The 15,888-nt window shown below is 60.1% G+C and carries 13 protein-coding genes; 7 read left to right on the forward strand and 6 right to left on the reverse strand.

Going from position 1 to position 15,888, the window contains the following annotated elements:
* Nucleotides 1-5 precede the first annotated feature (5 nt).
* Entirely contained in the window at nt 6-3,704 is a 3,699-nt protein-coding gene (locus JZY08_RS10665) for a response regulator (protein WP_216330115.1), read from the reverse strand.
* Nucleotides 3,705-4,166: 462 nt separating this feature from the next.
* On the opposite strand from JZY08_RS10665, the gene JZY08_RS10670 reads away from it, so the two are divergent.
* Nucleotides 4,167-5,642 (forward strand): DEAD/DEAH box helicase, encoded by a 1,476-nt coding sequence (locus JZY08_RS10670; RefSeq protein ID WP_003491617.1) that lies wholly within the window; start codon nt 4,167-4,169, stop codon nt 5,640-5,642.
* Nucleotides 5,643-6,026: 384 nt separating this feature from the next.
* Here the strand turns inward: JZY08_RS10670 and JZY08_RS10675 are convergent, their stop codons facing one another.
* The 4 genes from JZY08_RS10675 to JZY08_RS10690 form a co-directional block, all read right to left on the reverse strand.
* A complete protein-coding gene (locus JZY08_RS10675) occupies nt 6,027-6,935 on the reverse strand; it encodes an EamA family transporter (protein WP_003491620.1) in 909 nt (302 codons plus the stop codon).
* A 167-nt stretch (nt 6,936-7,102) separates the two neighbouring features.
* Nucleotides 7,103-7,492 (reverse strand): DoxX family protein, encoded by a 390-nt coding sequence (locus JZY08_RS10680; protein WP_035220073.1) that lies wholly within the window; start codon nt 7,490-7,492, stop codon nt 7,103-7,105.
* Nucleotides 7,493-7,733: 241 nt separating this feature from the next.
* Nucleotides 7,734-8,351, reverse strand: coding sequence for a L,D-transpeptidase (locus JZY08_RS10685; protein WP_003491624.1), 618 nt, complete (start codon nt 8,349-8,351; stop codon nt 7,734-7,736).
* 78 nt (nt 8,352-8,429) lie between these two features.
* The gene (locus JZY08_RS10690; protein ID WP_216330116.1) at nt 8,430-9,326 is read right to left on the reverse strand and encodes a DMT family transporter; all 897 of its coding nucleotides are present in this window, start codon (nt 9,324-9,326) and stop codon (nt 8,430-8,432) included.
* Nucleotides 9,327-9,804: 478 nt separating this feature from the next.
* On the opposite strand from JZY08_RS10690, the gene JZY08_RS10695 reads away from it, so the two are divergent.
* From JZY08_RS10695 to JZY08_RS10720, 6 genes are all read left to right on the forward strand, one after another.
* Entirely contained in the window at nt 9,805-11,214 is a 1,410-nt protein-coding gene (locus JZY08_RS10695; protein WP_216330117.1) for a circularly permuted type 2 ATP-grasp protein, read from the forward strand.
* A gap of 3 nt (nt 11,215-11,217) precedes the next feature.
* A complete protein-coding gene (locus JZY08_RS10700; protein ID WP_003491631.1) occupies nt 11,218-12,159 on the forward strand; it encodes an alpha-E domain-containing protein in 942 nt (313 codons plus the stop codon).
* Between the two features lie 21 nt (nt 12,160-12,180).
* A complete protein-coding gene (locus JZY08_RS10705) occupies nt 12,181-13,002 on the forward strand; it encodes a transglutaminase family protein (RefSeq protein ID WP_003491633.1) in 822 nt (273 codons plus the stop codon).
* Between the two features lie 4 nt (nt 13,003-13,006).
* The gene (locus JZY08_RS10710; RefSeq protein ID WP_216330118.1) at nt 13,007-13,603 is read left to right on the forward strand and encodes a bifunctional 2-polyprenyl-6-hydroxyphenol methylase/3-demethylubiquinol 3-O-methyltransferase UbiG; all 597 of its coding nucleotides are present in this window, start codon (nt 13,007-13,009) and stop codon (nt 13,601-13,603) included.
* A 120-nt stretch (nt 13,604-13,723) separates the two neighbouring features.
* Complete coding sequence (locus tag JZY08_RS10715) at nt 13,724-14,188, forward strand: GNAT family N-acetyltransferase (protein ID WP_216330119.1); 465 nt, start codon at nt 13,724-13,726, stop codon at nt 14,186-14,188.
* A 47-nt stretch (nt 14,189-14,235) separates the two neighbouring features.
* Complete coding sequence (locus JZY08_RS10720) at nt 14,236-14,643, forward strand: VOC family protein (protein WP_216330120.1); 408 nt, start codon at nt 14,236-14,238, stop codon at nt 14,641-14,643.
* A 184-nt stretch (nt 14,644-14,827) separates the two neighbouring features.
* Here the strand turns inward: JZY08_RS10720 and araD1 are convergent, their stop codons facing one another.
* A complete protein-coding gene (araD1, locus tag JZY08_RS10725) occupies nt 14,828-15,823 on the reverse strand; it encodes a 2-keto-3-deoxy-L-arabinonate dehydratase AraD1 (protein WP_216330121.1) in 996 nt (331 codons plus the stop codon).
* Nucleotides 15,824-15,888 lie beyond the last annotated feature (65 nt).

Here is a 15,888-nt window from a genome sequence, read left to right on the forward strand (position 1 = left end):
CATCGTCAGGCGGTCGGCACGTCGCGGCGCGACCGGTTGTCCCCCAGCCATTGCGCGATCTTGTCCTCGAGTATTTCAGGACTGATCGGTTTCGACAGATAGTCGTCCATGCCGGCTGCCAGGCATTGCTCGCGGTCCGCGTCCTGCGTATGGGCGGTTACGCCGATGATCGGAACATGCCGGCCGTCGGCAGCCGCCTGTTCGGCGGCGCGGATCGCTAGTGTAGCCTGATGCCCGTTCATGACAGGCATGGAGACGTCCATGAGAATGACCGCGGGATTGTGCTCCTCCCACGCCTGAACGGCCTTCTTGCCATTGCCGACGATCAGGAACCGCAAACCCGCCTGCTGCAAGATCTGGGTGAAGACGATCTGGTTGACGTCGTTGTCTTCGGCGACCAGCACATCGACAAGGCAGGGCCCGCGCCGGTCTGGAGCCGCCGGCGGCGCAGGCCGCTGCGCCTTCTCGGCAGGACCGCCTTCCGTCCGGACCGGCCCATTGCCACCCTCCGCCCCCATTTTGGGCGGGTGCTGCCGGGCGCGCTTCAACCGCACATCCCGCACCACATCGAACAGGGTTGAGCGCAAAAGACGCGCCCGCGCGGGTTTCATCAAATGCGCCTGAATGCTGAGATCGGTAAACAGGGTCTCGTCGCCGACGACATCCATCGAGGTCAGGAAGACAATGGCGATATCGTCGAAACGACTATCCGCCCTTATCCTCTCGACAACATCCAGCCCGTTCATAACAGGCATATGATAATCGAGGATGATGGCATCGATGGCAAAGCCGAGAGACGCTGCCTCCTGCAGCACGGCAATGCCGGACGGCCCGTCCTCCACCGCATGGCCGTCGATACCCCATGTCCGCAGCTGCTCGGTCAATATGCGGCGGTTGACGTCGTTGTCGTCAATCACGAGCACCCGGATATCGTCGATCGCCATGGCCGGCAGCGGAACGTCGCGCCGTCTCTCGGTCACCTGAAACGGAATATTGACCTCGAAGGTCGATCCCTTGCCGACCTCGCTCACGACATTGATCACACCGTCGAAAAGACCGATGAGGCCGACGGTGATCGCCAGCCCGAGCCCCGTTCCCTCGTGCCTGCGCGTCGCGGAACCGTCGACCTGGCTGAACTTGTCGAAAATCGTTTCCAGCTTGTCGGCCGGAATGCCGATGCCGCTGTCTTCGACACGCAGCGACAGGATCGCCTCGGACGCTTCCGCCGACTGCGCCGAAAGCTCGATCAGCACATGTCCCGTTTCCGTGAACTTGACGGCGTTTCCGACCAGATTGGTGACGATCTGGCGGAACCGTCCGGCGTCACCCATGACCTTGCCGAAAGCGGACGGATCGATCCGGACGACCAGCTCAATGTCCTTTTCCAGCGCCGCCGAGGACAGCAGCGAAACCACGTCCTCCACAGCCTCCGCTGGATCGAACGGCACGCTGCGCAGCCGCATCTGCCCGGCCTCGATCTTGGAGAAATCGAGAATGTCGTTGATGATCGTCAGAAGCGCATTGCCGGATTTGACGATGATATCGGTGAAGGTTTTCTGGCGCGTATCCAGCTTGGACTTGGCCAGAAGCTCCGCCATGCCGAGGACGCCGTTCATCGGCGTGCGGATTTCATGGCTCATATTGGCCAGGAATTCCGATTTGGCCCGATCCGCCGCTTCCGCGCGCGAAAGCAGCCGTTGCAACTCCTCCTCGCGCATCTTCATCTCGGTGACGTCGGTAACGATGATGAGCCAGTAATTGCCGGAACTGTTGGTGGCTTCCAGATTGAGCCAGGTCTTGCCGGCGACGTGGATGAGCCAGGAGAAAGGCCTGTTGGCGGCGATATTCTCTCTCCAGGCGGCGAGCGTCCCGGCCGCCTCCTCGTCGGTGCCGAAATCTCCGCGACCGGCGCAATGGGCAAAGAAACCCGACCAGTTGCAGCCCTTTTCGAGGAGATGCGGCGGCACGTCGAACATCCGCGCCATCGCCTCGTTGGACATGATGATCGTGCCCTGTTCGACAAGCACCAGCCCCTGCGCCATGGCGCGCGTGGCGCCCTGCATATATTCGCCGACACGCTCCAGCTCGGCCTTCGCCTTGCTGATCTCGGCGTCGCGCATGCGCACATCCGTCACATCGGCATAGGTGCTGAGAATCTTACCGCCATCGAGGCGGGTTTTCGAGATGACGGTGACCTTGCCGCTCTTGCTGCGCACCTCCCGGGGTGCGAAAACCTCTTCGCTGAGAAGCCGCTCCGCCCTCTGGTTATAGAGTTCCTCGAAGGGCATGTCGCCATAATCATAAAGGCCGCTTTCGAAATTCATCTCCATGAATTCGCGATAGCTCTTGCCGACAAGCGACTTCTCGCCGCCTATCTCGCCCCAGACTTCATGGAAGAACGGATTGACATATTCGATGACGAGATCGGGGCTCAGCAGCAGCACACCGACCGGCAGGGCGTGAAGAACCGCCTCCAGCTGGCGATGCAGCGCCTCGGCTTCTGCCTGCGCGGCGATCAGGGCCTTTTCCCGCTCGTGCAGGAGGCTGACATCGGTGATGGAACCGACCAGATAATATTCGTCATCGGGTGTCGCCACCCGGCCGACCCGCGTTATCACCGGAACCGAACCGCCATCCGGCAGCGGCAGGGTCTCGGCTTTCTCTATCGCCTCGCCGGTTGCAAGGAGCCGCTCGTTTTCAATCCGGAACCGCTCGCTGTCCTCCGGAAACATCTCGCTTTCGGTCATCCCGATATAGCGGCTGAGATCGCCTCCGAGGAATTGTTCGTAAGCCGTATTGGCAAAAGTCAGGCGACGCTCATCGTCGCGCAGGAAGACCGCCACCGGCAACTGCTCAAGTGCGGCGCGCAGCAGCCAGGTCTCGCGGATCTGCGTGCTGAGAAGCGCCTCATGCGCCTTGAACTCCGTCACATCGACGCGCAGGCCGACCAGCATGCCGTTTTCCAGCCGCTTGTTGACCATGCGGACCCAGCGGCCATCGGCGAACTGCTCCACCCTTTCCAGATAGGGCAGTGAAAAATCCCGCAGCTGCTCCCGCATCCAACCTTCAAACGCAGGATCGTCTTCTTTCGCGCCGCTGTAGCCGCCCGAAAAATAAACGGCCTCCATCAGCGTCTCAAGTCGCACACCCGGCTTCAGCTCGACGCCGAAGGCGCTGTAGAATTCGGCGAAGCGCGTGTTGCAATAGACCAGGCGGTTGTCGCGGTCATAAATCACGATGCCGGCATCGATGAGGTCGATCACGCCGCTGCCGAACAGCAGGTCGAACGCGCTGCTGCCGCCCGGAAAACCTTCCACGATCGCCGCCGGCATGTCCTCGAACACCTCGAACAGGAACAGATTGCCGTCATCGCCGATGAAGCGCTCGCAGCGAAGCGTGTGCGGTGCAGAGGACGCAGCGCCATGACAGGCAATCACCTCGTCCGTGGCAAAGACCAGCGAGCGGCGCTCCCTGTCCTCGCGCTCGGCATCGCGAATGTCGGCGGAAAGGGAAAAGCTGGTATGGCCCTGAAATGACGCGGGCGGGCGCCCCATGACCCGGGCATAGGCGACATTGACCATGAGGTAGCGAAGCTCGCTGTCCTTGATGCACGCGGGCAGGTCCAGGGCGGCAACGGCCCTGTAAGCTTTTTCCAGCAACCCGCTGCCTTCGGTCAATCGATACTCCACACCGTGCAGTTCCATCCCTGTCGAATCAAATATTTCCGGACGTCGTCACAAAAAACGTTATGTGAGAAAATCGCTCTTTGCTATGTAGGACGGGGTATCTCTACCCTTTTTTAACCATAATTATTCGCCCCGGCCGCACCATTCCGACCCTAAACGACCGACCTTGCGCATGGCTGCCATGCGCCGCCGGACAGGGGCGTTACAAAACTATCGCTTGACTTTAACGCACAAAACGCCCACATGCCGGTCAAGCTTTCACCTTCGGCAGCCGCGTGAGCTGCAGCGTATGATCAAGATGACTTGGCCCGCATGAAGGAAAAGCGCAACGAATACAGAAGACGGCACTTGCCGCACTGATGCGCAGAAAGTTATTCCAACCCACAAGTTCCCAATTCACGCGGGGTTCTTGACGCCGAAACCACCGGACAGCAGCCCTGTTCCGGTTGAGGTTGTTTTGGCGCCCCGAAAGGCAAGATATTGACCAGTTTTAGCGAACTCGGCCTCTCCGAAAAGATCGTGGCCAGCGTTACCCAACTTGGCTACACCACCCCTACCCCCATTCAGGCAAAGGCCATTCCGCTGCTGCTTGAAGGCCGTGACCTGATCGGCCTCGCACAGACCGGCACCGGCAAGACGGCCGCCTTCGGCCTGCCCATCATCGAAATGCTAATGAAGCAAGCCGACCGTCCGGCAAACCGCACCACCCGCACCCTCATCCTTGCGCCGACCCGCGAACTGGTGAACCAGATTGGCGACAACCTGCGCTCCTTCGTGAAGAAGACGCCGCTGCGCATCAACCAGGTTGTCGGCGGCGCGTCGATCAACAAGCAGCAGCTTCAGCTGGAAAAGGGCACGGACATTCTGGTGGCGACACCCGGCCGTCTGCTGGACCTCATTGCCCGTAACGCCATCTCGCTCTCCAAGGTGACCTATCTGGTGCTGGACGAAGCTGACCAGATGCTCGATCTCGGCTTCATCCACGACCTGCGCAAGATTTCCAGAATGGTCCCGGCCAAGCGCCAGACGCTTCTGTTCTCTGCGACCATGCCGAAGGCGATCGCCGATCTCTCGCACAGCTACCTGACCGATCCGGTCAAGGTGGAAGTGACCCCTCCGGGCAAGGCTGCCGACAAGGTCGAGCAGTACGTGCATTTCGTCGCCGGCAAGAACGACAAGACCGATCTCCTGAAGAAGTCGCTGAACGAGAACCCGGATGGCCGCGCCATCGTTTTCCTGCGCACCAAGCACGGCGCGGAAAAGCTTTACAAGCATCTCGAACATATCGGCTTCAAGGTTGCCTCCATCCACGGCAACAAGAGCCAGGGCCAGCGCGAGCGGGCACTGAAGGGCTTCAAGGACGGTGACATCAAGGTGCTGGTCGCAACCGACGTTGCCGCCCGCGGCATCGACATTCCGGCCGTGACGCACGTCTTCAACTACGACCTGCCGGAAGTGCCTGATGCTTACGTTCACCGCATCGGCCGTACCGCCCGCGCCGGTCGCGACGGTATCGCCATCGCATTTTGTGCGCCGGACGAAACCCGCCTGCTGCACGATATCGAAAAGCTGATGAAGATCGATATCCCGGTTGCCTCAGGCGAACGTCCGGCCGGTCTCGCCAGCCCGACGCGCCCGAACAACAACCGTGGCGGCCGCAACAACAACAATGGCGGCCAGCAGCGCGGCCCGCGTGAAGGTGGACGTCACAACGGCGAATCCCGCCCGTCCCGCAACCACGCACCGCGCGATGCGGACAACGATCTGGAAGTCACGTCAGACTTCAAGCGCGTGAAGCAGGCTGAAGGCGATGCAGGTCGTCCGGCCGGCCCCCGCAAGCACCGCCGCCCCGCCCGCAAACCCGGCGGCAGCGGCGCCAACCGTCACGCGCCTGCTGGCGGCAACGGCCAGGAAAAGCGCGCTTCCGGCAACGGCAATCGCGGCCGCAACCGTTAATTTGCCCTGCATAGGTTGAGGACGCTCGGCATTGCCTAGCGTTTCTTGTCCCAGTGGGGGAGAAGGCGACAAGACGCAATCGCTCACTCACCAATCGAACCCCGCAGGCCACCGCCAGCGGGGTTTTTCTTTGCCTTCAAAACCACCCTGCAAGACAAAGGGCACAAGTCCTTCCGGGCTCGGCGTTGCCGCGCGTTTCTTCTCCCCGCTGGGGGGAAGGTGGCCCGAAGGGTCGGATGAGGGGGCGCCCTCTCCTTATATATCTCCACCCTTGCCCCCTCATCCCGCTGCCGCGACCTTCTCCCCCTCGGGGAGAAGGCGACACGCAGCACCCCTTGCAAATCAATCCCCGCAAACCACGGCTAACGGGGCTTTGCTTTCCCCTCACCCACCCTGCGCCACCGGACGACGCCGCGATGGCAAGGTCATGGCCAGCACACCGGCGATCACGCAGACGAGCCCCACCCACATGGCTGATGTCGGCACTTCTCCCAGAAACACCATGCCGATGGCAACACCGATCGGGACCCTGAGATAGGCCTGCGACGTGGTGCCAACCGAGCCGAGCGTCTGCATCAGCCGGAAATAGATCATGAAGGCAAGGGCGGTGGAAAATACGCTCAGGCACACAAGCGCCGTGAGGGAAGCCGCAGACGGAGACAGAGTCCATGGCCGGTCGACGATCAGGCTCAGCGGCAACAGCAGGACTGCACCGCAAATCATTGAGCCGGCAGCCGGCATGATCGGATCAAGCCCCCTGAAGTTCTTGCTGAAAATGGCGGCGCAGGCATAGGAAAAGGCCGCTATCAGCATCGCAAGCTGGCCCCATAGCGCCTCCCCCGCACCACCAAGCGCATCGAGACCGATGATGAGGCACACACCCGTCATGCCCGCAATGGTGCCGAACAGCTTTCGCCCGCTGACCTGTTCATGCCGGATAACGAGTGCCGTGAGAAGAAAGGTGAAGATCGGCGTCGTCGCATTGAGAATGACGGCAAGACCGGCATCGATGCTCTGCTCCGCCCAGGCGATCAGCGTGAAGGGCAACACGCTGTTGATGCAGGCCTGAATGAAGAAAAGCCGCCAGGTCGCAAAATCCCTCGGCAAACGCAGCCCGCGCAGCCGGATGACCGCGAGCAGCAGCAGACCGGCTATAAGCGTTCGCGATGCGATGAAGGTGATCGGCGGTATCGTCTCCACCCCGATCTTGATGAATGTATAGGATGCCGCCCACAGCGTGGACAGGAGGGCGAGCAGCAGCAATTCGCGGGCAATGGGATTTTGAGAGGTCACGGATCGATTTTCCAACAGCGTTCAGGATGAACCGTTCCTACTCCGAAAACAACCATCTATGCTTCGGCGGCGGCCGAAGTTTTCACCCTTTGAAAACATGAAACCCCGCATGGCCATCACCATGCGGGGCTTTGGTAAAAGAGACCGGTGAACAATGGTCTCGCAGATCAGGCCCGGCGTTCATCCGCCGAGAAAGCGCCCGGACCGGCAAAGACCAGATAAAGGAAGACGAAGCAGAACAGGATGGCGGCGTCACCGCCGTTCAGGGCCGGGAAGAAGCTGCTTGGCGCATGCGCCATGAAATAGGCGACAGCCATCTGACCGGAAAGGATGAAGGCGACCGGACGCGTGAACAGGCCGATCAGCACGAGAATGCCGCCGACGAGTTCCAGAAGCGCCGCCACCAACAGCATTGTCGGCAGCGAACCCTGCATCTGCGATGCCGGGAAGCCGAAGAGCTTCTGTGTTCCGTGCTCGATGAAAAGCAGTGCCGCGATGATGCGCAACGCCGCAAGGGCGTAAGGTCGGTAGCGGGAGAGATTGTCGAAAGCTGCCATGTAGATGTGTCCCCGTTGAAGTGATGAAGCGCCGGTTAAAGCGCGCTGGCACGTTTATGGATACACGTCCCGAAGAGCGGAAATCACGTTTCCGATATTGCAGGACTACCTAAAATAAGCAAAAGTCGATTTTCTACAAATAGTTGATTTCACCGTATAAAACTCACATTAGTCCGGAAAAATCAACTTAAGGCTTCAGACATTTTTTCGTGCGGCAAAGGCGGAAAAATCCGCCTTTCCGTCAGGCCTGCAACACGACGACCTTGGAGCCGACAGGCACGCGGCTATAGAGATCGATAATGTCATGGTTGAGCATGCGGATGCAGCCGCTGGACATGGCGTGGCCGATGGATTGCGGCTGGTTGGTGCCGTGCAGGCGGAACATGGTGTCGTTGCCGCCGCGATAAAGATAAAGGGCACGCGCGCCGAGCGGATTGTTCGGGCCGCCCGCCATGCCGCCGGCAAATTTCAGATTGCGCGGATCGCGGCGCATCATATTCGCGGTCGGCGTCCAGGAAGGCCATTCGGACTTGCGGCCAATATAGGCGTCGCCCTTGAGCGCAAGCCCCTGCCGCCCGACACCGACGCCGTAACGCATCGCCCGTCCGTCACCCATCACATAATAGAGCCGCCGCGCCGGCGTATCCACAACCACCGTTCCGGCCGGATGCGCGGTATCATAGGCGACTTCCTGCCGGCGAAGCTCCGGCTTGACCTTGTCCAGATGCATGGCGGGAAGCGGGAATTTCTCTTCCGGCTTCGCCGCATAATTAAGCCTCTGCTGGCCGATGCCGGTATTGGCGCAGCCGGCCAGAAACAGCGGCAATCCAAACAGAACACCACGACGTGAAATAGACATGTAACCCCCGCCAAATCTCTAGATTAACGAGAGGTATAATTTTATGGTTAACAAACCCCTAATATGAGGTTGTGGTAATTAACGTACCGCAACCGCTGCGGCAGGCTTGCGATTGGCGAGGTAAACCCCCGTCACCGCCAGAACCGTGCCGGCGATCATGGCAGGCGTCAGCGTTTCCCCGAAAAGCAGGGCGGCTTCCACGGCGGCAAGCGGCGGCACGAGATAGATCAGCGAGGCCGCACGCGAGACCTGCCCGCGCCGGATCAGATAAAGAAGCAGCGCCACGGCGCCGATGGAGATTGCCCCGACAGACCAGGCAAGCGTGGCGGCAAGCCCGAGGCTCCAGTCCACATGCCCGTCCTCCAGCAATAGCGCGAAGGGAATGGTGACCAGCAAAGCGCCGACATATTGCAGCGTGGCAACCGCCATGATGTTTCCGCCATGGACGTATTTCTTCTGGTAGAGCGTGCCATAGGTCACCGACGTCATGCCAAGGACATTCACCGCAACGGCGTAAAGCGGCACGGACAGGCCAAGTGCGCCTGACGCCATGACCTTGGGGAGAACCGCAATGGCGATGCCCACAAAGCCGATGAGCAGGCCGGCCTTCTGCAAGGGCGAGATTTTTTCGCCGATCATGTAGCGGGCCGCCACCGCCGTCATCAGGGGCTGCAAACCGGCAATGATGCCGCCGATCGCCGCCGGCACGCCCTGCCCTATCGCCCACCAGATCATGCCGAGATAAAGACCATGCAGGAAAACGCCGGACAGGATCGCCCGGAAGACGTCGGCGCGCCGCTCCGGCCACGGAATGGAGGAGAGCCGGCAGATGCCCCACAACAGCGCACCCGCCAATATGTACCGCAGACACAGGAAGGTCAGCGGCCCCGTATAATAAACGGCATATTTGGCGGTGACCCAGCCGGTCGACCACAGAAAGACGAAGATGGCCGGAGCCAGACGGTCGAGCGACATGGGAACATCCCCTGTGCCGCAAGGCGCTGTCACCGGAGATGGGCAACATCAATGCATGCGGCGAATTGATATTTCTGCAGCTTCAGGCAACCGGCGAATGACCAGGCCGGATGACGGCCAATATACGCGGCAAAACCGGAGCCGTTTCGGCAAGGCGGTATCGCCATCCCCTTAAAAGGTCAAAAGCCTTTTCGTGATGCCATCTTTCAGATTTTCTGATGCAGGCGGCGCAAGCCATCAACCGAAAGCGAACGAACAAAATTTATGCATTCGCCCAAGGCGCACACAGCACCACCACCCTCATCAGCCCTGCCTCGCCGCGCAACCATTTTGCCGATGCCGCATTTATAGGCTGAAACCGAAAAAACGCTTCTTTTTTAAAACTCTAGGGCGCTGAAAAATCTTCGCGGGGACGCCCGCATAGTTCTTGCATTGCATTTGTCGTTGTATTCATATGGTAAAAAAGGGGACATCGAAGTTGGCATTTGACGAAATGATAAATGCGGACGAAACGCCGCGAAGCCCATATGAAAACTATAACGAGTGGTACAGCCGGCAGGACAGGGCGCACCTGATCCAGAAGTCAAAAGACGCGGAAAACATCTTTCGAAAAACCGGTATTACTTTCGCAGTCTATGGCCACGCCGACAGTTCAGAAAAACTGATCCCCTTCGATATCATCCCGCGCATCATTTCAGGCCGTGAGTGGCGCAAACTGGCCCAGGGTATCGAACAGCGGGTTCTCGCTCTCAACGCTTTCCTCGACGATATCTACCACAAACAGGAAATCATCCGCGCCGGGCGCATTCCCCGCGAAATCATCGAAAAAAACGAAGCCTTCCTGCCGGAAATGATCGGCTTCACTCCGCCCGGCGGCGTTTATACCCATATTGTCGGCACGGATATCGTCCGCACCGGCGAAGACCAGTTCTATGTTCTGGAAGACAATGCCCGCACACCGTCCGGTGTCAGCTACATGCTGGAAAACCGTGAAACGATGATGCAGATGTTCCCGGAACTCTTCCATGAAAACAAGGTCCGGCGGGTGGAGGACTATCCCTACCTCCTGCGCCAGTCCCTCGCCTCGCTCGCCCCTCCCGGCTGCACCGGCAAGCCGCGTGTCGCGGTGCTGACCCCGGGCATCTATAATTCCGCCTATTACGAACATTCCTTCCTCGCCGACATGATGGGCGTGGAACTGGTGGAAGGCTCCGACCTGCGCGTCATGGACGGCAAGGTCAAGATGCGCACCACACGGGGCTATGAAGCCATCGACGTGCTCTACCGCCGCGTCGACGACGATTTCCTTGATCCGTTGACATTCCGGCCGGATTCGGCGCTCGGCGTGCCCGGCATCATGGATGTCTATCGCGCCGGCAACATCACCATCGCCAATGCCCCCGGCACCGGCATTTCCGATGACAAGGCGATCTATTCCTACATGCCTGAGATCGTCGAATTCTATACCGGCCGCAAGCCGCTGCTGGAAAACGTGCCGACATGGCGCTGTTCGGAGCCGGACAGCCTAAGATACGTTCTCGACAACCTTGCCGAACTGGTCGTCAAGGAAGTCCACGGTTCGGGCGGTTACGGCATGCTGGTCGGCCCCACCGCGTCGAAAAAGGAACGGGCGCTTTTTGCCGAAAAGCTGAAAGCCCGCCCCTCCAATTACATTGCGCAGCCGACGCTGTCGCTTTCCACCGTGCCGATCATGGTGAAGAACGGCATCGCGCCGCGCCATGTCGATCTGCGTCCTTATGTGCTGGTTTCAGACAAGGTGAAGATCATTCCCGGCGGACTGACCCGCGTTGCCCTCAAGCAGGGCTCGCTGGTGGTCAATTCCAGCCAGGGCGGCGGCACCAAGGATACATGGGTACTGGAGGACTAAGCCATGCTGGGCAGAACGGCAAACGGGCTCTACTGGATGTTCCGGTATATCGAGCGCGCTGAAAACATCGCCCGGCTGATCGATGCGGGCCTGCGCGTTTCACTGACGCGCAGCGGCAGCGGTGATGAGGACTGGGATGGCGTATTGCAAAGTGCGGGCGTGCACGAAGCCTTTCTCGAAACGCGCGAGAAGGTGACGGCGGCCAATGCGATCGACTATCTGCTGCGGGACAAGGCGAACCCTTCCAGCGTCATGTCCTGCATCGAGGCGGGCCGCAACAATGCCCGCATGGTGCGCACGGCGCTGACGCGCGAGACATGGGAAGCCACCAACGAATTCTGGATCGAGCTGAAGAATATCCTCGGCCGAAAGCTCAGCCATGCCGAGCTGCCGCAGACCATCGATGTCATCAAGCATCGCGCCGGTCTGGTGCGCGGCGCCTTCCATGGTTCGATGCTGCGCAACGATCTCTATAATTTCTCCCGCATCGGCACCTTCATCGAGCGTGCCGACAATACCGCCCGCATTCTGGACGTGAAATATTACGTGCTGCTGCCGGCCGTCGCCCATGTCGGCTCCTCGCTCGACAATGCGCAGTGGGAATCCATCCTGCGGTCGGTCTCGGCCCACCGCTCCTATGGCTGGGTCTACGATGCGGAGTACAAGCCGGCCAATATTGCCGACTTCCTCATTCTCAACGGCCGCATGCCGCGCTCGCTCGCCTATTGTTACGAAAAGATCGCCAGCAACCTCAATTACATAGCCGAGGATTACGGTGAAAGGCACAAGGCGCATGAGACGGCCGAAAGCATTCGCGACAGTCTGCGCAAAACGACCATCGGCCGTGTCATGGATGAAGGTCTGCACGAATTTCTGGAGAGATTTGTCAACCGCAACGGTCAGCTGGGCCAGGAAATCGTGGAAGGCTACCGCTTTTATCAGTAAGCGCGTGGACGGGGACATCTTATGCGTCTGAAAATCACCCATACGACGGAATATGTCTATGACGAGCCGATGCCCTATGCATTGCAGCGGCTGCGCCTGACACCGCAGACCGGCCCATGCCAGACGGTCGAAGACTGGGATGTATCGGTCGACGGCGCCACCGTCGAAGTGACCTATGACGACCATTTCGGCAACCGGGTTGCCCTGGTGGAGACGGAAGGCCCGCAACGGAAGGTCAAGGTTCTGGCAAGCGGCCTCGTCATCACCGAGGACAAGGCCGGTGTGTTCGGTACCCATACCGGCAATGCGCCGCTGTGGCTCTTCATGCGCGAGACTCCGCTGACCAAGCCGGGAAAACTGGTGCGTGAACTGGCAAAGACCAGCAACGGTGACAGCGAGCTTGCCCGCCTGCATGACCTCATGGAGAATATTCACCGCAAGGTTCAATATGTGCCGGGCTCGACCGACACTGAAACCACGGCGGAAACGGCACTGGAGGCCGGCAAGGGCGTCTGCCAGGACCACGCCCATATCCTGATTTCGGCCGCACGGCTGATCGGCCTGCCCGCCCGTTATGTCTCCGGTTATCTGATGATGGACGAAGTGGCGCAGCAGACGGCCACCCATGCCTGGGCCGAGGTGCATCTTCAGGGGCTTGGCTGGGTCGGTTTCGACGCCGCCAACAACATCTGCCCGGATGACCATTATGTCCGCATCGCCTCCGGCCTCTGCTACCGTGATTGTGCGCCGATCTCCGGCATGCGGATCGGCCCGGCCGGCGAAACGCTAAGTGTCTCCGTGACGGTGCAGGAAACACAAAGCCAGAGCCAGTCGCAGAGTTGAGACAATGACCGCCAGAGACGACGACACCATCGGCTTTTATACCGACAACGCCGGAGCCTATACATCAAGGAGACAGGCGCCGGACCGGCCTCATCTGGATCAGTTTCTGTCGCGCCTGCCGGTTGGCGCAAGTATCCTCGAGCTGGGATGCGGCGGTGGGCAGGACAGCGAATTCATGCTGGCTGCGGGTTTCGACGTTCACCCCACCGATGGAACGCCCGACATCGCCAAGGCTGCGGAAGCCCGGCTTGGCATTCCCGTCAAGACATTGCTGTTCGAGGATATCGGCGACAGCGATCGTTATGACGGCGTCTGGGCCAATGCCTGCCTGCTGCATGTGCCCCGCCCCGCCCTTCCCGGCATCATCGGCCGCATCCATGCAGCGCTGAAGCGGGGCGGCGTTTTCTACGCCAGCTTCAAGGCGGGAGAGGCGGAAGGCCGCGACACCTTCGGCCGTTATTACAACTATCCTTCGAAAGCCTGGCTGGAAGACCTGTACGGCCAGCTTGGCTGGACAAGCCTCGAGATAGAAGCCCGGATGGGCAGCGGATATGACAAGCTGCCGACCGACTGGCTGCATGTGACGGCAACGAAGTCCTGACCCTTTTCAGCAACCTGCAGGTTGCGAAAGCGCGTCCCGACCGTTTAAATCGCGGCATCGATTGACATGGCATGGTCCGGCTTCAGCCTGCGGGCAAAGAAGTCCGCGAGGAGACGACTTTTGTACAGGATTTCCGACTATCGGGACTGCCAGTCCCATGGCCCCATCATCGCTGAACGGGTCTGGACGGCATGGTGGCAGGACAGCGGCCTGCATGTCGGCGATGTTGCGGAACATCTGAAGGACATGACCAATCCCCATGCCCTGCCAACCGGCTTCGTCGCCCATGACGGCGACGTTTATGTCGGTTCAGCCTTCCTCATCCATTGCGATCTGGAAGAACGTCCGCAATATCTGCCCTGGGTCGCCGCCCTGTGGGTGGAGGAAGACCGCCGGGGGGCGGGCGTCGCCAGGGCGCTGATGCAAGCCGCGACGAAAAGGGCGGCCGAACTCGGTCACCACACCACCTACCTGTGCTGTGAGCAAAATCTGGAAACCTATTATATCAATTGCGGCTGGACCGTTCTGGAACGCAATGTCGGCAAACACGATCTCACTGTGTTGACCCACAGCACGAAAACTTGAAGCGTCCGGGCCCGCACCGGACTGCCCATGAACTACCGGAGGAAACCATGCGCCCGCCAGCCGCCATTATGGAAATCGCGATCTACGCCGATGATCTCGACGACGCCGAGGCTTTTTACCGCGACGTTTTCGGGCTGGAGATCGTCCGCAAGCTGCCCGGCCAATTCATCTTCTTCAAATGCGGCCAACAGATGCTGCTGGTCTTCGATCCGCAACAATCACGCAAGGTCACGCCGGACAACCCGATTCCGCGCCATGGTGCCGTCGGGCAGGGCCATTTCTGTTTTTATGCGAAGGACAAGGCGGAAGTGGACGGCTGGAGGGCACGCTTCGAAGAGCTTGGCATTGCCATCGAACATTATCACCGCTGGCCGAATGACAGCTATTCCGTCTACATCCGCGACCCGGCGGGGAATTCGGTGGAGGTGGGCGAAGGAAAGCTGTGGGGGGTCTGATCCCTACGTGCCATCAGGCGGCAACGGGACTATGGAGGAGCTTGAAAACCCCTCCTCCGTCATCCTCGGGCTTGACCCGAGGATCCATGGTCACCCCGGGTTGTGGATCCTCGGGACAAGCCCGAGGATGACGTCGAGGGAGGGATGACCCACCCCCGACCATTCTTCACACACAGTCCGCAGATCAGATCTGCCGAACGGCAATCTCTTCTTCCGCCTGCACCGCAAGCGGGTTCCTCAGCGGCAGGCCGAAACCGGCGGCTTCGATCTCGAACACATCGCCCGCTTCCGGCTTGATGCCGTCTGCGAAGGAGAGCGTCGCCGTGCCGAACATGTGCACATGAACATCGCCAGGTGCGCGGAACAGGCCGTATTTGAAATGGTGATATTCGAGATTCGCGAAGGTGTGGGACATGTTGTCCTCACCCGAGACGAACGGCTTTTCGAAAATCACCTTGTCGCCGCGACGGATGCGCGAGGTGCCGCGAATATCGGACGGCGGTGCGCCGACGCGGATTTCCGGGCCGAAGCTTGCGGGGCGCAGCTTGGAATGGGCGAGGTAGAGATAGTTGATCCGCTCGGTGACGTGATCGGAAAATTCGTTTGAGACGGCAAAGCCGATACGCACCGCTTCACCCTTGTCGGAGATCACGTAGATGCCGGCCATTTCCGGCTCTTCGCCGCCATCGAGCGCAAAGGACGGAGAGGTGAGCGCGGCACCGGGCGCTGCCGCCACGTGGCCGTTGCCCTTGTAGAACCATTCGGGCTGAACGCCCTTTTCGCCAGCCTTCGGCTTGCCGTTTTCGAGACCCATGCGGAACATCTTCATGGAGTCTGTCAGGCTTTCTTCGGCGGCTTCCGTGGTCTTCTTATGCATGCTGTCGCGGGTCGCGGCGGAGCCCAGATGGGTGAGGCCCGTGCCGGTCAGATGCAGATGCGCCGGATCGGGATGGGTGATCGGCGGCAGGAAACGACCTTCGGCATAAGCCTTTTCGAGATCGACGGCATCGCCCAGACCATGGGCGGCAATGACATCGGCAAGGCTCTTGCCGCCATTGGCGGCTTCCATGGCCAGCGCATAAACCGACTCTGCATTGTTGACGGCGCGTGCTTGCCCGCCTTCCTCGCGAACGGCTACGGTGATTTTGCCGCTGGCATCTTTGATCTGTGAAATGAGCACGGGATTTCCTTCCTCCGGCGCAACGCGCCTTATCTTCATCGGCGCATGCGCCTGCATCTTATGAA

The organism is Rhizobium sp. X9 (genome assembly GCF_018873185.1).
Taxonomy (GTDB): Bacteria; Pseudomonadota; Alphaproteobacteria; order Rhizobiales; family Rhizobiaceae; genus Agrobacterium; species Agrobacterium oryzihabitans.